Raw genomic sequence first — 23,621 nt, forward strand, 5'->3', positions numbered from 1 at the left:
GACCTTTTTTACATTTACTTACTTTCGTTTTATCTATTAAACCGCTATTATTTTTATACATTGTTACCAAACGTTTTTTATCATTAATCCAATTATAATTATTGGCGGTAAAATTATTAAAACGTGATAAATCAGACTTGTTTTCAAATAATAATCAGCTTTAATCTTAAAAACAGACCAATCACTCAATTCGTGATAGTCTGCTTTTGTAGCTTTGAACATATTATGGTCAATCGGATGATGATTTTCGTGTCTTTCCAAAATCCGTTCATACTTTCCAGTAATTTTTTCCGCAAACTCTCTTTTGTCTTTAAGGCTCGGTTTGTCAGTTAGAGTTTTAAAAATTCTTAAATCATTGTATAAAGCCGAAAGTTCAAGTCCGCAATTATGAAATTGTTTAGCTTTTGTGCTAAAGTCTTTGGCGTTTTCTATCTGTCCGAATACTAAAAGAAGAATTGAAAGACAAGTTATAGAATAGGCGATTAAATTTTCGTCAATATTTTCAGTAGAGTAAATGTTGTAAACTGATAAAAGTCCGACCGCAATTAAATAAACAGATAACATACTTGTACATAAATTTGACAAGTCAGCAATTTTCAATAATCTTTTATTCGAATTAAAACGACTCCCTTTGGTTGACCATATTTTATAGTTCAACTCTTCTAAAAATGTTTTGTCTAAATAATCTCTATATGACTTTTTCTTTTCCAATCGCGATGTATTTTTTTAAATGATGCCTAACGTGTTATTTAATCAACTAGCCATATTCACCCCAAAATCAATATAGGATATGTTAGTTTTTGTAAATGTGGTTCAAAAAATTGTAACCCGATTACGGTTTTCCGCAATGGGTTCCTTTTTTTTAGAAAAGAGGGTGTTAAAACTGCTTTTTCTATGTGAACTCGTATCATATCCGTCACGAGCCGCGCTTTTTTTACTACAATATCACCCTATTCATTGAAAAATGAAATGGATCTGCTTGTAAAAATGTAAAAACAGGTAGTTCTACGTGGTGTGTGAAAATGTAGCGTTTGTCCTAAAAATAGGAGGAGAGTTTATTAAAAATGGCAGCTGTTTTTTTTGACAGCAACTTACTGTCAGCATTTCACTCAATTAGAATATAGCCACCAGAGGTTGTGTTTTCTAATGGAATGTGCTTTGAGTTTCTCACATTAATTTACAGAGAGTAATGGTATGATCTTTTTTTTAAGCATATTAATATCATCTTCCCAGTCAAAGTTAGAATTGTCTTTCCAATTCGTCACCATTTCTACATCACCTTCTTTATTCAATAATATATATTTTGACATATCATTAATATTTTCAAAATTATTAGGTGTTATTTCTACTAAAAACTTCCGATACTTTTTATTTGGTCTTTTTGAATATTCTGGGCTTAACAATAAAATAGTAACATCTTTTTCTCTATTTCTTAGGTATTCAAATGTAGCACGTAATGACTTTTCTTCATTTCTATCTATTAATAAAATATAAACTGTAACGTCATATTTTTTCTGAAGCATAAGGGCATTTTTTAAATGTAATCTACAAGGCGAACACCAAGTGCCAAAAGAAAATAATATGATCTTTTCACTATCAGCATTTTTAGCTAAACATATAATATCATCTTTATCAACTATTGAAATCTCATTGTTGATTGATTTTTTAAGATTACAATTTTGAATTTGCGCATTTGTAGAATAGATTGAAAAAAAAGCACTAAAAATTAATAAATTTTTAAACATAGTAAGAATATTTAGACCTCATTAAGATACAACGGCCATGTATAAATTAATCAAGGTATATTCTTATACCTCCATAATCGCCTAAAGTCTCATTATAAGAATAGACCTGAGCCTTAAATGTTAGATTTATTTGTTCACTTTCAATATAAACCTGAAATTCTTCATCGATAGCTAAAGCTAAGTCTTCAATTGCTACGTTAGACGGTATCGGTTCATCAAATAAAATATCAACAAATGGTCTGTTTGTAGAGGATTGAAATTGTAATGGTGAACCCGTACTACCTAACTGTTGGTTGCTACAATCCCAGAAAAACCATTCTGCGTCACATAGACCCCATCCATCACAATTAAGTGATTTTCTCCCCCATCCATCCCAAGTTATTATTACAAAATGACAAGGGTTTCTAAATTCGTTATTTTCATTTGCTGAGCTGGAAATTAAATCTTCCATTCTTTTATCCAAATTAGCTATGCTAATAAAACTTTGGATATTGGGTTCTTGGTTTTGTTCAAAATCGCTGTCTTTTTGACATGAATAAAAGCTAACCGTAATTGTTATTGCAATTAATATCTTTGTGATTTTCATAATTATAGACATGGTTAAGTTATTTTTCGTTTAGTTATAATACGACTATACATTTTTATTTTATTTACTTGTCTAAACTTTGATTTTGGATAGTAAGTTTTAAGAGAACTTTCTTGTTTGATGTTTTACAACGTGTTATAAATTTACATGTTCATTATTATCCCGTAATCAATACAGGATCTGTCAGGTTCTGTAAATGTGGTTCAAAAAAGTGTAACCCGATTACGGTTTTCCGTAATGAGCTCCTTTTTTTTAGAAAAGAGGGTGTTAAAGCTGCTTTTCTTTGCAACCTCATATCCGTTATGAGCTAAACGTTGTTTATTGAAATTCACCCAATGTATTGAAAGATATAATGGGTTTACTTGTAAAATCGCAAAAACGGGTAGTTTTACATGGTGTGCAAAAATGCAGGATCTGTCCTAAAAATAGGAGGGGAGTTTATTAAAGTAAAAGGTTAATTTAAAGTGAGTAGTTATAGTAACAGTGTCACTATTGACCTACCAGCCACCAGAAGCACCACCACCTCCAAAGCCACCGCCGCCAAATCCACCACCGAAGCCACCGCCTCCACCAAATCCTCCACCGCCGCCAAAGCCGCCGCTTCCACCACCAAAACCTCCGGTGCGTCCCATATTAGATAGGATGATTACGTCTAGTAAGCTAGAGCCAAAACTCTTGTTGCCTCCGTTACCTTTTCCGCCACCGCCGTTTTTCTTAGAAGACAAGGCAATGATGAAAATAATGAAAATGAAAAGTAAGAAAAAGATAAGCCCAGCAGGAAATTCTCCTTCTTCATTACTAAAGTCACGGTCTTCTTTATACGAACCGTTTAAGTAGCTAAATAGCGCATCTGCGCCTTGATCGAGTCCGCCGTAATAGTTTCCAACTTTAAACTGTGGAATCATCACACGGTTAATAATACGCTCTGCATCACGGTCAGATAAAATATATTCAATACCATAGCCCGTATTGATATCTACACGTCTATCCTTTGTAGCAAGGGTAATTAAAATACCGTTGTCTTTATCTGCTTGTCCTATGCCCCATTTTTGTCCCCACTTGGCACCTAAAAAAGAAATGTCTTCCCCTTTAGTAGATTCAATAACCACTACTACAATTTGCGTTGAGGTAGAATCTGCATAGCGCACTAATTTATTCTCTAAGCTAGACTTTTGAGAAGGCGTCATTAAGTTCGCATAATCATACACTGATGTTTGTACTTTAGGGACAGGCGGTATCTCAAATTGCGCAATGGCAGTTTGCGTTGCAGTAAAGAATACGGCAATTATAACTAGATAACTAAGTAGTGTATGTTTCGTTTTCAAAAAAAATAGGTTGTTGCTTATTGCATAAATTGTGACTATTACTACTGAAATATTACCCTACCGAAATAGTATCTCCCAGCTCATTAACATCGCCACGTTTTTTAGGAAAGTGTTTTTTAAGTTGCTTTCCTGCTTGTAAAATACCATCAATTAATCCTTGAGCAGTATCACCGTTTTTAAATTGGTTAATAATAGCATCTTTCGTGCTTTCCCAAAAATTAGGAGCAACCACATCATTAATACCTTTGTCCCCCATAATCACAAGCTCACGGTCCTCTACGGCAACATATATTAGCACACCGTTGCTATGTTTGGTGTTGTTCATATGCAACATGTCAAACACTTGTGCGGCTCTGTCAAAAGCATCGGCTTTTTCGAGTGCATTGGTGCTAATGACCGATTTTTCAAGGTGAACTCTAATCTCGCCACTCGTGTTACTTTCTGCAACGCGAATTGCTTCAATAATGCGAGCTTCGTCACCATCATTTAAAAAATCTTCTACTTTTGATGCCATAATTAAGTGGTAATTGAGTTGTTTCAATAGTTAAAGTACACAGGCTTTGTGTGCATCCATAGTGGGTATTTTTGCACATACCTTACATTGATAGAGCCTGAGTTATTTTACTTTTCAAGCGCCTGGCGCTTGAAAAGTAAAATGATAAAAAATATTATTTTCCGAAATCGAAATCAACATCTGGAGCATCTTCGCTACCTTCTTTCGCTTCGAAATAAGCCATTTGCTCAAAGTTCCCAATAAAGCTATTGAAGAAGTTATTAGGGAATACTTGTAAGTGTTTGTTGTATGGTTTAGCAATTTCGTTAAAACGGTTACGCTCTACGTTAATTCTGTTTTCCGTACGTTCCAGTTCGTTGATAAGCTCTTTAAAGTTTTCGTTCGCTTTTAAATCTGGGTAGCGTTCAAAAACAGCTAATAATCTAGATAAAGCGCCCGTCATATTTTCTTGAACCTTTTGAAATTGCGCCATTTTTTCTGGAGTAATATTCGTTGGGTCAATAGTAATTGAAGTTGCTTTGCTACGCGCTTCGATAACTTTAGTTAATGTTTCTTGTTCAAACTCTGCATATCCTTTTGCGGTGTTTACAATGTTAGGAATAAGGTCTGCTCTACGCTGGTAGCTACTTTCTACGTTACCCCATTGTGCAGTTGCGTTTTCACGTAACTCAATTGAAGTATTGTAAAAGCCAGATCCTTTTGTAAAAGCCCAGATTCCAAGAACTGCAACTATTGCTATGATAATGATGACTGATTTTTTCATGATGTATTGTTTAATTTAGGTTGTTATAATTATTGAGGTTTAGTAATGTTATTATAAGTGATCTTTAATTTTTAATAATTCAGATTTTACTGTTTCCAGTTTTCTGATGATATCAAAGTTATCGAGGGTTTTCTTTTTGTTTTCCTTTAGATGGATTTTAGCTCCGTCTAGGGTAAAACCGCGTTCCTTCACTAAGTGGTAAATGAGTTCGAGGTTTTTAATATCTGCCGGCGTAAATTTTCTATTTCCTTTGGCATTTTTTTTAGGCTGTAGCGCATCAAATTCCTTCTCCCAAAATCTAATTAGTGACGTATTTACGTCAAAAGCTTCGGCAACTTCGCCTATGCTGTAATATAATTTTTCTGGAAGGTTAACGTGCATTAGCTACTGTATGGTTTAATGTTTTTTTTATTTTTTTTCTGAAATGTTATTCATTTAAAAGCGGTGCTTCGATAATTACTATTTCGGCTAAACGATTATTGATTAAAATTTCAACTTCAATTTCAGTTTCTACGCGTTAATCAAGCGATTGATTTTCTTGCTGACTCTTTTTCAACAATGCTGCAAACTCATCTGGAGATAAGTTTCCGTAGTAAAAGTTAATAGGGTTAATACGTTCACCATCTTTAAAAACTTCGTAGTGAAGGTGAGGCGCTTCAGACCTACCTGTGCTTCCTACAAAACCTATTAAATCGCCACGTTTTACCGTTGCCCCTTTACGTACATTGTATTTGTATAAATGCGCATATAGACTCTCGTAGCCATAACCGTGTTCAATTCTAATGTGGTTTCCATATCCTGAAGCAGAGTTGTCTGCACGTATTACTTTACCATCACCACTTGCATACACAGGCGTTCCACGAGGAGCGGTAAAGTCCATCCCAAAGTGAAATTTTCGTGCCTTTGTAAATGGGTCGGTTCTATAACCATAACCAGACGCCATACGCGTTAGGTCTTCGTTGTTTACAGGTTGAATTGCTGGAATACTTTTTAAAAGTGCTTCTTTTTCTTCAGCCATTTTCGCAATATCGTCTAGCGATTGTGACTGCACAACAATTTGTTTTGTTAAAATATCTAAGCGTTTGTTTGATGAAATTAAAAGGTCGCTGTTGTCATATCCTTCAAGATCTTTGTATCTATTAACTCCTCCAAAACCTGCTTTTCGTTGTTCCTCTGGAATTGGATTTGCTTCAAAATAAACACGGTATAAGTTATTATCGCGTTCTGCAACTTCATCGAGAACAGATTCAGCTTGCGCCATTTTTTTATTAAGTAATTCTAGTTGTAACTCTAAGTTATAAAGTTCTCTAGCAAGTGTTTTTTCTTTTGGTGTTTCGAAATTTGGAAGATTCAAAAAGACCAACATGAGTAAAAATCCACTTAAAACAATCCCTAAAAAAGACAGTAAAAAGATGCTTGTTTTGCGCCCCTTTTTTCGTTCTATTTTTCGGTATGACAGCGTTTCGCTATCGTAGTAATATTTAACCTTAGACATACGGTAAAAAAAGTTATTTTTGCTCGTTGATATGTTGTGTTTTTAACAACAACGTTACACAAATATAGAAAATTGTTTAGGGAGTACCCTATAATGCAAACCAGATAAACGTAAAGTTATGAAGTCCAGTGAAATCCGCTCACAGTTTTTAGAGTTTTTTAAGTCAAAATCTCACGATATCGTGGCCTCTGCGCCAATGGTGTTAAAGGATGACCCAACGCTTATGTTTGTAAATAGTGGAATGGCCCCTTTTAAAGAGTATTTTTTAGGAAATGCGACACCAAAAAACAATAGACTAGCAGATTCGCAAAAATGTTTACGCGTTTCAGGGAAACACAATGACCTTGAGGAAGTTGGTTATGATACCTATCACCACACTTTATTCGAAATGCTAGGAAACTGGAGTTTTGGCGATTATTTTAAAGAAGAAGCAATTGCTTGGGCTTGGGAACTTTTAACCGAAGTTTTAAAAATAGACAAGGACATTTTATACGTAACTGTTTTTGAAGGAAGCGATGATGCTGACAACTTAAAAATGGACACCGAAGCGTATGATATTTGGAAAAAATATATTTCGGAAGACCGAATTTTAAAAGGAAATAAAAAAGATAACTTCTGGGAAATGGGCGATCAAGGACCTTGCGGACCTTGTAGTGAAATTCACGTCGATATTAGAACTCCAGAAGAAAAAGCAGCCGTTGACGGTAAAACTTTAGTGAATGAAGATCATCCGCAAGTGGTGGAAATCTGGAACTTGGTTTTTATGCAATACAACCGTAAAGCAAATGGAACTTTAGAAGAACTTCCAAACAAGCACATTGATACAGGAATGGGCTTTGAGCGTTTGTGTATGGTAATGCAGGACGTGAAATCGAACTATGATACGGATGTTTTTACACCTATCATTAGAGAGATTGAAGCGATTACACATACTGATTATGGTAAAGATGAAAAAGTGGATATTGCTATTAGAGTAATTAGTGACCACGTGCGTGCCGTAGCATTTTCAATTGCAGATGGACAGTTGCCAAGTAACAACGGTGCTGGGTATGTAATTAGAAGAATTCTAAGAAGAGCTGTACGTTATGGCTTCACATTTTTAAATAAAAAAGAACCATTTATTTACCGCTTAGTTGAAGTGTTAAGTAGACAAATGGGAGATGCTTTTCCAGAATTAAAAGCACAAAAGCAATTAATAGAGAATGTAATTAAAGAAGAAGAAGCTTCTTTTTTACGTACACTAGATCAAGGTTTGGTCTTATTAGACAAAATGATTGAAGGAGCTAAGTCTAATGAGATTTCAGGAGCAAAGGTTTTTGAATTGAAAGATACCTATGGGTTTCCAGAAGATTTAACCGACTTGATTTTGCGCGAGCGAGGTTTCAGCTATAATATTTCAGAATTCAATCAAAAATTAGAAGAGCAAAAAGCCAGAGGTAAAGAAGCTAGCGAATCTAAAAGTGATGACTGGACCGTATTAATGGATGATGCTGAGGAGGAATTTATAGGCTACGATTACTTACAAGCTGATGTTAAATTAACGCGTTACCGCAAAGTAACTTCTAAAAAAGATGGTGAGTTGTATCAATTGGTTTTCAACTTAACACCTTTCTATCCAGAAGGTGGAGGACAAGTGGGAGACAAAGGATATTTAGAAGTGCCTAATGGCGATGTTGTTTATATACTAGACACGAAAAAAGAGAATAATGTTATTATACATTTTGCTAAAAACCTGCCTAAATCATTAAATGAAACAATGAGGGCTGTTGTAGATACAAAGCAACGTGCACGAACAGAATGTAACCACACGGCAACGCATTTAATGCACCAAGGGCTACGCGAAATTTTAGGAACTCACGTAGAGCAAAAAGGAAGTAGTGTACATTCTAAATATTTACGTTTTGACTTTTCACACTTTTCTAAAGTAACTCCAGAGCAATTGCAAGAAGTAGAGAACTTTGTGAATGCAAGAATTGCAGGAAGATTACCACTTGAAGAAAATAGAAGCGTGCCAATGCAGGAAGCTATTGATAATGGTGCAATGGCACTTTTTGGTGAGAAATATGGCGATGCAGTACGTACCATTAAATTTGGTCAATCAATTGAACTTTGTGGAGGAACACACGTTGGTAATACGGCAGATATCTGGCATTTTAAAATTTTAAGTGAAGGAGCAGTTGCATCAGGAATTCGCCGTATTGAAGCGATTACAAATGATGCAGTGAAAGAGTATTTCTCTTCAACGGATGCTGCTTTTGGGAAAGTAAAAGCATTGCTTAATAACCCAAAAGATTCTGTTGCTGCCATTGAAAAATTGCAAACGGAAAATAGCGACTTAAAGAAACAAATTGAAGCTTTATTAAAAGATAAGGCTAAAAATATTAAAGGCGAACTTAAAAATGAGATCGTTGAAGTTAACGGTGTCAACTTTCTAGCAACACAAGTTGATCTTGATGCTGGTGGAATGAAAGACTTAGCATTTGAGCTAGGTGGAGAGATTGAAAACTTGTTTATTTTCTTCGGAAGTAATCAAGATGGAAAAGCGCTGTTAACGTGTTACATTGATAAGGAAGTAGCAACTTCAAAGCAATTAAATGCTGGAACTATTGTTCGCGAACTTGGAAAGCATATTCAAGGTGGTGGTGGTGGTCAACCGTTTTTTGCAACGGCAGGAGGTAAAAACCCTGACGGACTTGCGAAAGCAATTGAAGAAGTGAGGAATTACTTAAACTAATCACTAGATGAAACTTCAAACAACAATCCCATTTAAACCAGAACGAAATCAAATAGATTATTCGTCTAAAGTGTTGTTGTTGGGAAGTTGTTTTGCTGAAAACATTGGCGCAAAGCTTAATTATTTCAAATTTCAGAATACATTAAATCCATTTGGTATTTTGTTTCATCCTATTGCGATTGAAAGAGGTATCACTCGGGCGTTAAATGAAGTTCATTACACAGAGGAAGATGTGTTTTTTGAAAATGAACGTTGGCATTGTTTCGAGGCACATTCGCAGTTGTCGAGTGCTTCGGAAGAAACACTTTTAGAACAGTTAAATGCTGCTTTACATACGTTAAAACAATCGTTAGAAGCTGCGAGTCACATAGTGTTGACTTTTGGTACTGCTTGGGTGTATCGCTTTATTGAAACAGATGCAATAGTAGCAAATTGCCATAAAGTTCCTCAAAGAAAATTTTTGAAAGAGCTGCTTACTCCTAGTCAGATAGAAGAAAGTATTTTAGCTATTGAGGCATTGGTAAGAGATGTAAACCCGAATGTGAATTTTATTTATACGGTTTCTCCAGTACGTCATATTAAAGATGGGATTGTAGAAAATTCAAGGAGCAAAGCCCACTTATTAGCTGGCGTTCATCAAGCAGTAGCACCTAGAAAGCACAATTATTATTTTCCTTCCTTCGAAATACAAATGGACGAGTTGCGAGACTATCGTTTTTATGAGGAGGATTTATTACACCCTACAAATACAGCAATTACTATAATCTGGGAGCATTTTAAAACGGTGTGGATTTCTTCGGAAACGTTACAACTTCAAAAAGAGATTGATTTTATACAAAAAGGATTGCAACATCGTTCATTCAATCCTGATAGTTTAGCTCATAAGGAATTTGAGTTAAAACTTAAAGAGAAAATTACTGTGGTAGAGTCACTTATTTTAAACTGTAAGTTTTCCTAATATATATAACCCTTTTTTTTAAATTTACAGTAAAAATAAAATTATGAATTTAGCTAAGGTAGTATTATTGTCTATAGTTTTCGTTGGATTATTAAGTTGTGGTAATGATGATGATTTAGATGTAGTAAAAGAAGAATTTCTTACAGCTGTTTTAAACGGTGAATCATTTGAAGATACTGGAAATAAAAATAATGCTGCACTTTATGCGAATGTTCAACAAGGAGCAAATGGTATGATGTTTTCATTACGCGGCGTAAATGAAATATTTGGAGAAAGCGATATTGTGTTAAGATGTTCTGTATCTAATTACACAGGAGTCGGGAATTATACATTAGAAAATTCAGATTTAAGATTTAGTGTAATAGGTAATGGTTATAATGCTAATACATATATAAATGCTGAGAGTACAGGTTTCCTTAATATTTCTAGAGATGATGGTGAATTTTATGAGGGGACATTTGAGTTTGTTGCATATGCAGTTTCTGGAAATCAAGCGACCCTTACTGATGGGGTTTTTAAAATTAAATTTCAGTAGTATTTAGATTTTCTTCAATAAAACAGCGCGACTTCCGTTAACAAAGAGTTGACAAGGTGCTGTTAAATTCTATTAAATAGTAAGGTTAGAAAGCGGCATCATTGTTATTTTACAAATGACAAAATTTAATTCTATGAAACGTATGCTTCTTGTTGCTCTTGCAGTAACATTATTTTCTTGTAATAAAAACGACGACAATAATCTTGATGATAATGCTGTTGTGGTTACATATCCTGGAACCCCAGGATTGGCGTATTCATTAAGTGGTAGTAGCTTTGATGTTACTTATAGCGCTTTACGGAGTTCGTTGCAAAGTAATGATGCAATCTCCATTGTTGCTGAGGTAGATCATGGTGAAAATGCATCAGATTTAGGGTTGTCATTGCCAAATACACGCGTAATAATGTTTGGAAACCCAGCGTTGGGAACTTCGTTAATGCAAACAAACCAGTTAGCTGGTTTAGATTTACCACAAAAAATGCTTGTGTATCAAAACTCGAGTAACAATGTTTTTATAGCGTATAACTCTACCGATTATTTAGCAGCTCGCTATGCTATAGAAACTGCCCCAACAATTTCGCAAATAAACTCAGCACTTTCAACAATTGCCATCAATGTTACAGGTAATTCTACTTTTGAAAACAATAGCGAAAGTATTGAGGAGAATGAGGGTGTTATAACCTTTGTTAGTCAGAATGATTTTCAAACTACGTACAATAATTTACGTGAGGGAATATCTAATAATACTAATTTGTCGATTATAGCTGAAGTAGATCATCAAGCAAATGCTCAGGCGGTGAATATGATATTGAACCCAACGCGATTAATTGTATTTTCTAATCCAGCAGCTGGAACACCATTAATGCAAAGCTCACAAATTACGGGTATTGATTTACCACAAAAAATGTTAGTTTATGAAGATGAGAATGGAGTTGTAAAAGTATCCTATACGGATCCTGAGTTTTTGGCAGAACGTCACACAATTATAGGGGATGATGAGTTGCTAACAACTATAAGTAGTGCTTTATTAAGCTTAGCGGCTGGAGCAGTAAACTAGATTTAAACACGAAATAAAAAACTCGAACAATGTGAATTTGTTTGGGTTTTTTATATGGTTGGAAAATAGAGTTATCAAAATTATAAAAGCCGAAATTTTAAAGGAATAAAATTTCGGCTTTGCTGTATTTAAAAAGGAATGTTTATAGTTTAAACGCTTCTTTTACTTTGTCTACATAGTCTAACTTTTCCCAAGTAAATAACTCAACATCCATTGTTTTGTCTTCACCATTAGGTAAGTTGAAAGTTTTAGAAACCACTTCGTTTTTACGTCCCATATGTCCGTAAGCAGCAGTTTCACTATATATAGGGTTTCGTAATTTTAAACGCTCTTCAATTGAAGCTGGGCGCATATCAAAAACTTTTGTAACAATCTTTGCAATTTCACCATCAGTTAAATCTACGTTTGCAGTACCGTAGGTGTCTACAAAGATTCCCATAGGTTCTACAACTCCAATAGCGTAACTAACTTGTACTAATATTTCAGAACAAACACCAGCGGCAACCATATTTTTAGCAATATGTCTTGTTGCATAAGCTGCTGATCTATCTACTTTACTTGGATCTTTACCACTAAAAGCACCACCACCGTGAGCACCTTTTCCACCGTAAGTATCAACAATAATTTTACGTCCTGTTAATCCAGTATCTCCGTGAGGTCCACCAATAACAAATTTTCCTGTAGGGTTGATGTGGTAGGTAATGTCGTCGTTAAATAATGCCTGAATATTTGCAGGTAATTTAGCAACGACTCTTGGAATTAATATTTCAACAAGGTCTTTCTTGATCTTGGCAAGCATACGCTCATCATTTTCATCAAAGTCGTCGTGTTGTGTAGAGATTACAATAGCGTCAATACGTACAGGAGTATTATCGTCATTATATTCAATAGTTACTTGACTTTTAGAATCTGGACGTAAGTAGGTAATTTCTTTTTCCTCTCTACGTAAATCAGCTAGTTCCTGTAGTATTTTATGAGAAAGGTCTAAGGCAAGTGGCATGTAATTTTCAGTTTCTGTTGTTGCGTAACCAAACATCATTCCTTGGTCACCAGCACCTTGTTGCTCTTTAGTATCACGATCAACACCACGATTAATATCGTCACTTTGTTCGTGAATTGCGCTCATTACTCCACAAGAGTTACCGTCAAATTGGTATTCTCCTTTAGTATATCCTATTTTATTGATGACGTTTCTTGCGATGCTTTGTACATCAAGATATACATTGCTTTTTACTTCCCCTGCAAGTACTACTTGTCCTGTTGTTACTAATGTTTCACAGGCTACTTTTGACTGTGGATCAAATGCTAGAAAGTTATCAATAAGTGCGTCACTAATTTGATCAGCTACTTTGTCTGGATGTCCTTCTGAAACACTTTCAGAAGTAAATAAATATGCCATAAAATGGTTTTATAAATTGTAAAATGTAAGGTAGATTTGACGTATTCGTCCAGGAGAAATTACAAAAGTAATTCACTGTTTTAGCAATTTTTTTCTGAAATCGTATTGTATCAGAAGAGGGAGCAAGCAGTCAAATCTGGCCTCTTTAATTATGAGTGCAAAGATAATGAATATTTAAAAGGTAGCTCAAGTTAGAATTGAAAATTGGGAAGAGTTTATAATTTGTAGTTTGAAACAATTCAGAAATTATACGTTATTTTTCTTTAGTGAGTATTGCGCGTTGCACTGTGGTGATAGGGTATGAGAAAACTTCTGGAATTTCTTCACTGGTTCCTCCGGAGCTGTTTTTATTTGCAACCTTAATAACAACTATTTCGAAAAGCATTTGATTCTCCTCAAATGTGATAAAAGTAGTAAGTAGTGTCCCGCCCACTTCAAAAATGGTGTACATCCTATTTTCAATTACTTTTTCGTCAAGGATAATACCATTGTTTTCGTCAATAATATAGGTGCCGTTATCTTTATTTATTGCTTTTAAGGTATACGGGCGTACTTGTTTATTATCACCATCACCATAAATAAGTGTGTATTGATAATGCCCTAAACTATCTGAGGGTTGTAACTGAAATTCCATAGGGTATTTAGTAATCCCTTTTGTGTTATGAATATCTAATATTCCTGTATAATTTCCGAAGAAATCATCTGGAAAATTAATGTTGCTAGTTTGGGCATTTAAATTAAATGTGACGCAAACACAAAATGTAATAAGCAGTTTTATTTCTACTGAAATTTTCATAATTACCCGTTTACTATCCAAAATATATTGACTTATATTTGTTCGTATTCACTTAAATAGTAAAGATACTACAATAAAAAAAAGTTATGAAAATTGAAATGCAACGCGTAAATGAGGACTATCTTTTTGAGGCAAAGGGTAAAAGTGGTGTCCCAATTTTAATCGATAATACAGTAAATGGAGTTAGTAAAGGAGCAAGTCCAATGGAATTGCTTTTAATGGGTGTAGGTGGCTGCAGTGCAATTGATGTAATTCATATTTTAAAGAAGCAACGACAAGAAATTACACATTATTCTATAGAAGTCGATGGTAATAGAGAAGTGGTGAAAGAGGCTAAGCCTTTTAAAACCATTAATGTACATATCACATTAGAAGGAAACATTACTCCGGAAAAAGCCATTAGAGCAGCTGAGCTAAGTTTTGAAAAATATTGTTCGGTTTCCATAACATTAGAAAAAAGTGTGATTGTTAATTATGAAATCACATTAAATAGCGTTAAGATTGTCTAGTTAAATATTTTAATGACAACCTATGCTTTCACGAAAAACAAAATACGGACTAAAGGCGTTAACTTTTCTTGCCAAACAGGAGATGGGAATTCCAATTCAAATTTCTAAAATCTCAGAAGCAGAAAATATTTCGCTGAAATTTTTAGAGAGTATTTTGTTGATGATGAAAAAGAATGATTTGCTTATTTCAAAAAAAGGAAAAGGTGGAGGTTATATGTTAGCTAAACCTGCAACTGAAATTTCTATTGCCGTTGTATATCGTATTCTTGAAGGACCTATTTCATTGGTTCCCTGTGTGAGTTTAAAATTTTATAAAAAGTGTGATGATTGTCATGATGAAGATGATTGCAGTTTACACGATTTAATGATTCGAGTGCGAGACAATAATTTAAAAATATACGAAAACACCTCAGTAGCTGATTTGGCTAAAAATGAAGTGTAGATTACATACCTTATTAATCGTTAAAAAAAACCTATAAATTGAATTTATAATTTAATTTATAGATTTTTTTTATACTTTCGCTTATCCTACTATTTAAATAGGGTAATATGACTGTAGAGACTTTAGATGCTATTAGTGTAAGCGAATTAAATAAAAAATATAGATTTAGTAAACCTAGTGAAATTATAGCACTTGCATTAAAGATTGCAAAAAATCCTTTACTTACTACAAGTTTTGGCCCCAATTCTGCAGCAATATTGCATTCAGTAACTGCTTTAAAGAAAGATGTTCAAGTGGTCTGGTGTGACACAGGGCATAATACAGAAGCTACTAAAGAACACTCATTAAAATTAAGCCTACTTTTATCTTTGAACTTAGAAGTTTTTAGACCATTAGAATTTGTTGAGCAACCATCAAAAGGGTTAGAAGATTCAGATGAGTTTAAATTGTTTGTAACGAAAGTGAAATTAGAGCCTTTTGCTCGAGCAATTAAAAAATATACACCAGACGTTTGGTTTACAACGGTTAGGAAAAAGCAAGGAGCTTTTAGGGATGAATTAGATATTTTTAGTTTGACTAAGGATGGCGTTTTAAGAGTGAGTCCATTTTATTATTTCTCAAATCAAGAAATTACAAGATTTTTAAACCTGAGAGGGTTGCCTATCGAATATGATTATTTTGATCCTACAAAACCAAATGAAACAAGTGAATGCGGAATCCAATTTCTTGTTTAATTTACTATTTCTTTTGTAATTTAGGAGGATGAAAATTCCTTCTAGAATAGCTGTTGAAAACGCATTTAATCGTGTTCAACCCTACGTCCATAATACGCCAGTATTTACATCAAGATTATTAAACGAACTTAGCGGTGCACAACTTTTTTTTAAGTGTGAGAACTTTCAAAAAATGGGAGCATTTAAAATGCGTGGTGCGATTAATGCAATTCAGCAACTAACTCCAAGTCAAAAAAAAGCAGGTGTCGTTACCCATAGTTCAGGTAATTTTGCTCAAGCATTGTCATTAGCTGCTAAAAGTTTAGGAATTACAGCCTACATAGTAATGCCGTCTAATGCACCTCAAGTTAAAAAAGATGCTGTTATTGCTTATGGAGGTAAGATAACAGAATCATTATCTACCATTAAAGCTCGCGAGGCTAAAGCTGCAGAGATTGAAGCTGAAACTGGAGCGGTTTTTATACACCCTTCAAATAATATAGATGTAATTTTAGGACAAGGCACTGCTGCAATAGAGTTACTGAATTTACATCCAGATTTAGACTTGTTAAGTGCTCCAGTAGGAGGAGGAGGTTTAATAGCAGGTACAGCCTTAGCGGCTAAATATTATGGAACAGCTTGCGAGGTTATTGGAGGAGAGCCCTTTGAAGCAGATGATGCTTACAGATCACTTCAAACGGGAAAAATAGCATATAATACTACAACAAATACAGTTGCTGATGGACTACGTACACACCTTGGGAATTATAATTTTCCAATAATAAAAGAACTTGTTTCTGAAATTATAAGGGTGGAAGAGCAGGAGATAATTGCAGCAATGCGCTTAATCTGGGAACGTCTTAAAATAATAGTAGAGCCTTCGTGTGCAGTGCCTTTAGCAGCCATACTACGAGAACCTGAAAAATTTAAAAACAAGAAAGTAGGAATTATACTATCAGGCGGAAATGTAGATTTGTCAAACTTACCTTTTTAAGTCCCAAACAATTTCGTTTAATTTGTTGAATATGAGAAGTCTTATTTTATTGTGGTTGCTTGTATGTGTTAGCTTGGCTTCAGCTCAAGGACAAACAACAAATTCCATAGATGCAAACTATTTTTATGGAAGTATTTTAAACCATAATAAAGATATTTCTCATTTAATTAAAGGACATCCTGCTGGTGTAATTCTATCTTTTAACACACATACTTATGGTTTTAAAAGATGGGAGCAGGCTTTCAATTATCCTGATTACGGCTTTTCACTAATTTATCACAATCCAGACAATGATGTATTGGGAACTAATATTGGGATTCACGGTCACTACAATTTCTATTTTTTAAAACGAAGTCTCTTTTTTAGAGTAGGAACGGGTATTTCCTACGCTTCAAACCCTTTTGATCTTGATGAAAATTTTAAGAATAACGCCTATGGTACAAAGCTGTTGAACTCAACTTATTTTATGCTTAATTACTCTAGGCAGAACATCATTAAAGGCTTTGGTATCCAAGCGGGAGTTTCACTAATTCATTATTCTAATGGAAATGTGAAAGCGCCAAATTCAAGTACAAATTCATTGACAGCTACTCTTGGGGTAAGTTATGAGTTAGCATATCAAAACAATCCTGAGTATCAACAAAATGATTATTCGAAGTACACAGAGCCTATACATATAAACTTAGTTCTACGAGCTGGGCTAAATGAAAGTGATTTTATTGGTACAGGTCAAAAGCCATTTTACATACTTTCGGCATATGCTGATAAACGAATTGGTTATAAAAGTTCATTGCAAGTAGGAGCAGATTTTTTTTACTCAAAATTTTTAGAAGCTGAAATCGATTATGTTGCAGCAGCATTTCCAACAAGAGGTGTAACCGGTGAAGAAGATTTTAAACGTGCGGGAGTTTTTATTGGTCACGAATTGCATTTCAATAAGCTGTCATTAATCACACAATTAGGGTATTATGTGTATTATCCTTATGATTTTGAAGGTAGAATTTACTTGCGTCCAGGGCTTAAGTATAAAGTCTATAAAAACACATTTGCATCAGTTTCATTGAAATCGCACGGTGCAAAGGCAGAAGCAATTGAATTTGGTTTAGGAATACGATTATAAAATTAACAATGGATAAATTATTAAAATTTCCGAAGTACTTTTTACTGTTAGCAGTTTTATTTGTGGGCTGTAATTCAGAAAATGTAGGAGATTGTTTTCAGGCCAAAGGGTCGATTATGCAATCAATATTTACTGTGCCTAGTTTTGATCAAATTCAAATTGAAGGCAATGTTTCTTTGTTTATTGAGCAAGGTGCCACACAAGAGGTTTCAATAGAAACTGGAGAAAATTTACTGCCAGATGTATTTGTGGAAGTAGTGGATGGAACGCTCATAATTAGGGATACAAATAGCTGTAATTTTGTGCGTGAATATGGTAGTACTATTGCTAGAATTACAACGCCCAATATAACTAGAATCCAGAATGCATCTAGCTATGATGTTGTGGGGGTTGGGGAGCTATCATTTAATTCGCTTTTATTAGTAAGTAATACATCTGGTGGACTGGCAGATCCTAGAAAAGGTGGAGATTTTTATTTAGATATTAATACAACGGAGTTAAGAGTTAGTGCAAATGGTCAAAGTGCTTTTTACCTTAGCGGAAATGTTCAAACAGCAAATATTAATTTTGCAGATGAAAATCCGCGATTTGAAGGAGCAACTCTTCGTGTTGACGATTTGACAATATTTCAACGTTCTGCTAATAAGATGATTGTGTTTCCTGTTAATAGTATATCGGGTAGAATAGTTGGTACAGGCGATGTGATAGCTAAAAATACGCCTCCAATTGTTGAAGTAGAAGAATCATTTACAGGGCAATTAATCTTTGAAGATTAATGTATATTTACCCTCCTTCAATTATCTATGAAACATAAATTACTTTTAGCATTACTAGTATTGTCATATGCGGCTTTTGGCCAGATACCTTCATCAAATCCTGATTTTGGAATTGAGCAGCGACCTTTCTCAATAGAAGCTGATTATTTTTATGGAAGTATTTTAGAACACAATCCAGATATTTCTCATTTAATAACAGGACATCCAAGAGGAGTGACTCTAACTTTTAATCGAAAGACTTACGGTTTTAAAGCTTGGGAACGTTTTCATAGATATCCAGATTGGGGAGTTACAGCAGCATATCAAAATATGCAAAACGAACACTTAGGTGAAGTGTTCAGTGCTTATGGACATTACAATTTCTACTTTTATAATAGGCACTTGGTTATTCGTTTAGGTCAAGGTATTGCTTATGCCACAGATCCTTATGATGAGGTTGATAACCCTAAAAACAATGCGTACGGAACTACTCTATTAAGTTCTACTTTTTTAAAATTAAATTATGTGAGAGAGAATGTGTGGAGGGGTTTTGGTTTTCATGCAGGTATTGATATAATACACTATAGTAATGCAAATTTAAGAGCGCCTAACAATAGTACAAATACACTTGGGGTTAATGCAGGTGTAAGTTATTTGTTCGATTACGAAAATTTCCCAGAGTATATTCCTGTGCAAGATGGTGAGAAAAGCAGCGTTTATGCTGAGCCAATTAAATATAATTTTGTGTTTCGGTTTGGCTTAAATGAAAGTGATGTTTTAGGTTCAGGTCAATCTCCTTTTTATGTATTTTCTGCTTTTGCAGATAAGCGTATCAATTACAAAAGTACCCTACAAGCAGGAGTGGATGTATTTGTATTACCATTTTTAAAAGATTATGTTGAGTATCGAGCAATCGCATTTCCAGAAGATGGAGGTACTGGTACGGAAGATCATAAAAGAGTTGGGTTGTTTATTGGTCACGAGCTGCGCTTCAATAAAGTAGCATTTGTTTCGCAATTAGGGTATTATGTTTATTATCCTTTCGAATTTGAAAATAGAGTATATAATCGACTAGGCTTAAAACGCTATTTCTTTGATGACCGCTATTTTGCTGGCGTCACTGTAAAAGCGCATTGGGCAAAAGCCGAAGGTGTTGAATTTAGTTTAGGAATTAGATTATAATATGAAAAAGCTTTTGTTAATTATTGTAGTAATGCTGTTTGTTAGTTGTGATTCAGAATCAGGACTTAATTGTATCCAGGCTTCTGGCGATATTGTTTCGGTTGAAATGACAGTTGATCAGTTTGATAAAATAACAGTATGGGAGCGAACTCAGTTAATTATAGAACAAGGTGATGAGCAGAAAGTGCTAATAGAAACTGGGGAGAATTTATTGAATGATATTGAGATTGTCGTAGAAGACGGCAGATTGAATGTGTATAATAATAACGGCTGTAATTTAGTTCGTGATTATGGGATTACAAAGGTGTATGTTACAGCTCCTAATATTTCTGAAATAAGAAGTAGTACTGGTTTGACAGTCGAAAGCAGAGGTGTTTTAAATTTCCCGAATTTAACCTTGTATTCTGAAGATCAGGGCAATGAGGATTTTTATCATACTGATGGAGATTTTAAACTTACTCTTGATGTTGATCATTTAAATGTTATCGCAAATGGACTTTCAGCATTTAACCTTGAAGGAGAAGTAGATATAGCATTTTTTGGGTTATATGCAGGTGATTGTAGTATTGAAGCGCCTAACTTAATAGTGCAACATTTAAATTTATTTCATAGAAGTACCAATGAAATGATTGTAAATCCACAACAATCTATTACGGGGCGTATAGTTAGTCTTGGTGACTGCATCTCGAAAAATAGACCGGATAGAGTTGAGGTAGAAACACCTTATAAGGGAAGGCTTATTTTTGACTTTGACTAGTGAGCTCGATAAATAGGTTTTCTAACGTAGTGTTTTTTTGATGGAGTTGTAGTATTTTCAGTCCATTGTCGTGAGCGAAATCGAATATGTTTCCTCTCATATCATTTTCAGTATCACAGTGTATGTGATAAACAAATCCACCAGGATTTTCTACTTTAGAAACGTATTGAAGTTTTTGGATTGCTACTTCTTCAATGCGGTAGTCAAATTCAACTTCTATAATTTGCTGTTTGTTTTTAGCTAAAGACTCAAGTGTTTTGTCTAGGACGATTTCACCTTTATTAATAATGATTACACGGTCGCAAATAGCTTCTACCTCTTGCATAATATGAGTAGAGAGTAAAATTGTTTTTCCGCCTTTTCCACCCAATCCTTTGATTAAAGACCTAATTTCTATTAATTGATTAGGGTCAAGTCCAGTAGTAGGCTCATCTAAGATGAGTATTTGTGGGTCGTGCAGTAATGCATTTGCAAGTCCAACTCTTTGTCGATAACCTTTAGAAAGTTGTTTTATTTTTTTTCCAGCTTCAGGAGTTAGTCCTGTTTGGTCAATAACCTTTTCGACTTCTTTTTTAGATATTCCGTAAATAGCTGCGTTAAATTGCAAATATTCCTTTACATACATATCTGTATATAATGGATTGTGTTCAGGTAAATATCCTACACTTTTCTGAACATCCTTAGCTGAGGTTGTTACCTCAAATCCATTTACAATAGCTATGCCTTCGGTTGATGGAATGAAGGTAGTGAGTATTTTCATCATGGTTGATTTTCCTGCGCCATTAGGCCCTAGAAATCCCACGATTTCACCGCTAGTTATATCAAAAGACACATTGTTCAGAGCTTTTTGATTTCCGTAGATTTTGGTAATATTTTTTACAGCTATAGACATATTTCGATTCAAAAATAGTTAAAAACAGACTAAGGTAGTAGTTAAGATAACTTAAAATATGCAATAGATAGTATGTTCATTTTTTTTGGATTTAAGAAAAAATTAAAATAAAGTTGCTTTTAGTTTATAAAAAAAGTACTAGTTTCGTGTTATATAATTTAAGCAATGAATAACAACGCTACATTTTTTAACTTTTGGTATTTCTATTTTATGGAAAAACCGGGGTTTGCTATGTAGTTATATACAATATATTCTTTTACAATCCCGGACATAATGTTCGGGATTTTTTTTGTCCAATAAATTTTAAAACTATGAGTCTAAAAATCGCAATCCAAGGTATTGAAAGTTCGTTTCATGATTTAGCCGTACAACAATTTTTTCCTGAAATGGATATAACTCTTGTTCCGTGTAGTTCTTTTAAACAGGTTACTTCTGCACTTGAGCAGAAAAAAGTTGATATGGGAGTTATCGCAATTGAAAACACAATTGCAGGATCAATATTACCAAATTATCAATTGATAGATGATGGTGATTTTAAAATTTTAGGTGAAACTTTTTTAACGATCAATATGTATATGATGGCACTAAATGGACAAACTATACATGATATTGATGAGGTGCATTCGCATCCAGTAGCATTGCAGCAGTGTAGTGATTATTTGCAAAAACTGCAGCCACATTGTAAGATTATTGAAGGAAAAGACACTGCATCTGTAGCTAAGAAAATAAAGGAGCAAGGCTTAAAAAACGTAGCCGCAATTGCAGGTAAACAAGTTGCTGAAAAATTTGGGTTAACCATATTAGATAGAAAAATTCAAACCATAAAAGAAAATAAAACTCGCTTTGTAATTTTAGGAAATAACCCAATTAATAGTGAAGGTATCAATAAAGCATCAGTGAAATTTGAGTTGGATCACGAAATAGGGAGTCTTTCAAATGTGTTACAACTATTGAGTACCTTTGGTATTAATTTGACCAAAATTCAATCCTTTCCTATAGAGGGTAAACCTTGGCAATATGCATTTTTCATAGATGTATTGTTTAAGGATTATGAACTGTTTCAGGAAGTTGTTTTGTTATTAGAAAAAGCAGTGTTGAAACTTAAAATTATGGGTGTTTACCAGCAGAATTTAACAAACAATCCTTACAAAGTTACTAAGGAGAATGAATTGATGTATGAAATGTCAAAATAGCATAATTGATATTTCAAATAAAATAATAGAATAAAATGGAAAATAAGAAAGAATTAAGAACTTGGTTAAATAAAATGGAGCTAGCTCATCCTTTAGTGATAGCAGGACCTTGTAGTGCCGAGACAGAATCGCAATTACTTAAAATTGCACACCAATTAAAAGATACAGACGCAACAGTTTTAAGAGCTGGTATTTGGAAACCTAGAACTCGTCCAGGAAATTTTGAAGGAGTAGGAGCGTTGGGGTTAAAATGGTTACAAAAAGCTAAAGAAGAAACAGGAATGCTAACTACTACTGAGGTTGCAAATGCAAACCATGTAGATTTAGCGTTAAAGCATGATGTCGATATTTTATGGATAGGAGCCCGTACAACGGTTTCGCCATTTATTGTTCAAGAAATAGCTGATGCTTTAAAAGGGACTGATAAAATAGTACTTATTAAAAATCCAGTTAACCCAGATTTAGCATTATGGTTAGGGGCTGTAGAGCGTTTCTATACTGCCGATGTGAAAAATCTAGGAGTAATACATAGGGGTTTTTCAACTTATGAGAAAAATACATACCGCAATAATCCAGAATGGCAAATACCAATAGATTTACAAAATAAATTTCCAGATTTACCACTTATATTAGATCCTTCCCATATTGCAGGTAGAAGAGATTTAATTTTTGATCTATGTCAAACAGGATTAGATTTAAATTATGATGGAATAATGGTGGAAACACATTACGATCCTGATAATGCATGGAGTGATGCTGCACAGCAGATTACTCCTGAAACTTTAGCACAAATGACGGTTGATTTAAAAATACGTGTTGAAGAAGGTGATGAGGTAGAGTTCAAAAATAAATTGAATACATTACGTACTAAAATAGATGTAATGGATCATCAATTAATTGAGACCCTTGGAAAGAGAATGCGTATTGCAGATGAAATAGGGGGGTTGAAAAAGAAGCAAAATGTTTCAATTTTACAAACTAGAAGATGGAACGAGGTACTTGGTAAGATGATTTTAGAAGGAGAAGAGTATAAACTAAGCGAAGAGTTTATCCTTAAAATCTATAAAGCAATACACCAAGAATCGATAAATCATCAGAAAAAAGTGATAATTGGTTAAAAAAGTGATAATAGCTTCGTGTATTTAAAGATATTTTAA

The 23,621-nt window shown here is 34.1% G+C and carries 25 protein-coding genes; 14 read left to right on the top strand and 11 right to left on the bottom strand.

Annotated elements, in window-relative coordinates; genetic code table 11:
- Positions 1 to 63: 63 nt before the first annotated feature.
- The 8 genes from GBH57_RS13685 to GBH57_RS13720 all read right to left on the bottom strand — a co-directional run bounded on the left by GBH57_RS13685 (position 64) and on the right by GBH57_RS13720 (position 6,428).
- Positions 64 to 711: an SLATT domain-containing protein gene (locus GBH57_RS13685; RefSeq protein WP_151675063.1), complete on the bottom strand. Its 648-nt coding sequence runs from the start codon at positions 709 to 711 to the stop codon at positions 64 to 66.
- A gap of 461 nt (positions 712 to 1,172) precedes the next feature.
- Entirely contained in the window at positions 1,173 to 1,745 is a 573-nt protein-coding gene (locus GBH57_RS13690) for a hypothetical protein (RefSeq protein WP_151675064.1), read from the bottom strand.
- Between the two features lie 46 nt (positions 1,746 to 1,791).
- Complete coding sequence (locus GBH57_RS13695) at positions 1,792 to 2,331, bottom strand: hypothetical protein (protein ID WP_151675065.1); 540 nt, start codon at positions 2,329 to 2,331, stop codon at positions 1,792 to 1,794.
- 497 nt (positions 2,332 to 2,828) lie between these two features.
- A complete protein-coding gene (locus tag GBH57_RS13700) occupies positions 2,829 to 3,656 on the bottom strand; it encodes a TPM domain-containing protein (RefSeq protein ID WP_151675066.1) in 828 nt (275 codons plus the stop codon).
- Between the two features lie 52 nt (positions 3,657 to 3,708).
- On the bottom strand, positions 3,709 to 4,170 hold the full coding sequence (locus GBH57_RS13705; RefSeq protein ID WP_151675067.1) for a TPM domain-containing protein: 462 nt from the start codon (positions 4,168 to 4,170) through the stop codon (positions 3,709 to 3,711).
- 154 nt (positions 4,171 to 4,324) lie between these two features.
- Positions 4,325 to 4,933: a LemA family protein gene (locus GBH57_RS13710; protein WP_151675068.1), complete on the bottom strand. Its 609-nt coding sequence runs from the start codon at positions 4,931 to 4,933 to the stop codon at positions 4,325 to 4,327.
- A gap of 51 nt (positions 4,934 to 4,984) precedes the next feature.
- Entirely contained in the window at positions 4,985 to 5,314 is a 330-nt protein-coding gene (locus tag GBH57_RS13715) for a MerR family transcriptional regulator (RefSeq protein ID WP_151675069.1), read from the bottom strand.
- Positions 5,315 to 5,450: 136 nt separating this feature from the next.
- A complete protein-coding gene (locus GBH57_RS13720; protein WP_151675070.1) occupies positions 5,451 to 6,428 on the bottom strand; it encodes a M23 family metallopeptidase in 978 nt (325 codons plus the stop codon).
- A 118-nt stretch (positions 6,429 to 6,546) separates the two neighbouring features.
- On the opposite strand from GBH57_RS13720, the gene alaS reads away from it, so the two are divergent.
- From alaS to GBH57_RS13740, 4 genes are all read left to right on the top strand, one after another.
- Entirely contained in the window at positions 6,547 to 9,162 is a 2,616-nt protein-coding gene (gene alaS, locus GBH57_RS13725; RefSeq protein WP_151675071.1) for an alanine--tRNA ligase, read from the top strand.
- Positions 9,163 to 9,169: 7 nt separating this feature from the next.
- Positions 9,170 to 10,120, top strand: a complete 951-nt coding sequence (locus GBH57_RS13730) for a GSCFA domain-containing protein (protein ID WP_151675072.1) — start codon at positions 9,170 to 9,172, stop codon at positions 10,118 to 10,120.
- A 43-nt stretch (positions 10,121 to 10,163) separates the two neighbouring features.
- Positions 10,164 to 10,655, top strand: a complete 492-nt coding sequence (locus GBH57_RS13735; protein WP_151675073.1) for a hypothetical protein — start codon at positions 10,164 to 10,166, stop codon at positions 10,653 to 10,655.
- Positions 10,656 to 10,788: 133 nt separating this feature from the next.
- A complete protein-coding gene (locus tag GBH57_RS13740; protein WP_151675074.1) occupies positions 10,789 to 11,712 on the top strand; it encodes a DUF302 domain-containing protein in 924 nt (307 codons plus the stop codon).
- Between the two features lie 142 nt (positions 11,713 to 11,854).
- Here the strand turns inward: GBH57_RS13740 and metK are convergent, their stop codons facing one another.
- Both metK and GBH57_RS13750 read right to left on the bottom strand, forming a co-directional pair.
- Positions 11,855 to 13,111: a methionine adenosyltransferase gene (gene metK / locus GBH57_RS13745; protein WP_151675075.1), complete on the bottom strand. Its 1,257-nt coding sequence runs from the start codon at positions 13,109 to 13,111 to the stop codon at positions 11,855 to 11,857.
- A gap of 253 nt (positions 13,112 to 13,364) precedes the next feature.
- Positions 13,365 to 13,907: a hypothetical protein gene (locus tag GBH57_RS13750; protein ID WP_151675076.1), complete on the bottom strand. Its 543-nt coding sequence runs from the start codon at positions 13,905 to 13,907 to the stop codon at positions 13,365 to 13,367.
- Between the two features lie 86 nt (positions 13,908 to 13,993).
- On the opposite strand from GBH57_RS13750, the gene GBH57_RS13755 reads away from it, so the two are divergent.
- The 8 genes from GBH57_RS13755 to GBH57_RS13790 all read left to right on the top strand — a co-directional run bounded on the left by GBH57_RS13755 (position 13,994) and on the right by GBH57_RS13790 (position 20,379).
- Positions 13,994 to 14,416 carry an OsmC family protein gene (locus GBH57_RS13755; protein WP_151675077.1) on the top strand — a complete coding sequence of 141 codons (423 nt, stop codon included), beginning with the start codon at positions 13,994 to 13,996 and terminating at the stop codon, positions 14,414 to 14,416.
- Between the two features lie 22 nt (positions 14,417 to 14,438).
- Positions 14,439 to 14,858, top strand: a complete 420-nt coding sequence (locus GBH57_RS13760) for an RrF2 family transcriptional regulator (protein ID WP_151675078.1) — start codon at positions 14,439 to 14,441, stop codon at positions 14,856 to 14,858.
- A gap of 107 nt (positions 14,859 to 14,965) precedes the next feature.
- Entirely contained in the window at positions 14,966 to 15,592 is a 627-nt protein-coding gene (locus tag GBH57_RS13765) for a phosphoadenosine phosphosulfate reductase domain-containing protein (RefSeq protein ID WP_151675079.1), read from the top strand.
- Positions 15,593 to 15,620: 28 nt separating this feature from the next.
- Positions 15,621 to 16,565 (top strand): pyridoxal-phosphate dependent enzyme, encoded by a 945-nt coding sequence (locus tag GBH57_RS13770; protein ID WP_151675080.1) that lies wholly within the window; start codon positions 15,621 to 15,623, stop codon positions 16,563 to 16,565.
- A gap of 31 nt (positions 16,566 to 16,596) precedes the next feature.
- Entirely contained in the window at positions 16,597 to 17,685 is a 1,089-nt protein-coding gene (locus GBH57_RS13775) for an acyloxyacyl hydrolase (RefSeq protein ID WP_151675081.1), read from the top strand.
- 8 nt (positions 17,686 to 17,693) lie between these two features.
- Positions 17,694 to 18,461, top strand: coding sequence for a head GIN domain-containing protein (locus GBH57_RS13780; protein WP_151675082.1), 768 nt, complete (start codon positions 17,694 to 17,696; stop codon positions 18,459 to 18,461).
- 27 nt (positions 18,462 to 18,488) lie between these two features.
- A complete protein-coding gene (locus tag GBH57_RS13785; RefSeq protein ID WP_151675083.1) occupies positions 18,489 to 19,622 on the top strand; it encodes an acyloxyacyl hydrolase in 1,134 nt (377 codons plus the stop codon).
- 1 nt (position 19,623) lies between these two features.
- Positions 19,624 to 20,379, top strand: a complete 756-nt coding sequence (locus GBH57_RS13790) for a head GIN domain-containing protein (protein ID WP_151675084.1) — start codon at positions 19,624 to 19,626, stop codon at positions 20,377 to 20,379.
- On the opposite strand, the gene gldA is transcribed toward GBH57_RS13790, so the two are convergent.
- Complete coding sequence (gldA, locus tag GBH57_RS13795) at positions 20,360 to 21,271, bottom strand: gliding motility-associated ABC transporter ATP-binding subunit GldA (RefSeq protein ID WP_151675085.1); 912 nt, start codon at positions 21,269 to 21,271, stop codon at positions 20,360 to 20,362. The genes GBH57_RS13790 and gldA overlap by 20 nt on opposite strands.
- A 311-nt stretch (positions 21,272 to 21,582) precedes the next feature.
- On the opposite strand from gldA, the gene GBH57_RS13800 reads away from it, so the two are divergent.
- Together GBH57_RS13800 and GBH57_RS13805 are read left to right on the top strand one after the other, a co-directional pair.
- Positions 21,583 to 22,464 (top strand): prephenate dehydratase, encoded by an 882-nt coding sequence (locus GBH57_RS13800; RefSeq protein WP_151675086.1) that lies wholly within the window; start codon positions 21,583 to 21,585, stop codon positions 22,462 to 22,464.
- Positions 22,465 to 22,499: 35 nt separating this feature from the next.
- Positions 22,500 to 23,582, top strand: a complete 1,083-nt coding sequence (locus tag GBH57_RS13805) for a chorismate mutase (protein WP_151675087.1) — start codon at positions 22,500 to 22,502, stop codon at positions 23,580 to 23,582.
- Positions 23,583 to 23,621 lie beyond the last annotated feature (39 nt).

Source organism: Patiriisocius marinus (assembly GCF_008974325.1).
Taxonomy (GTDB): Bacteria; Bacteroidota; Bacteroidia; order Flavobacteriales; family Flavobacteriaceae; genus Patiriisocius; species Patiriisocius marinus.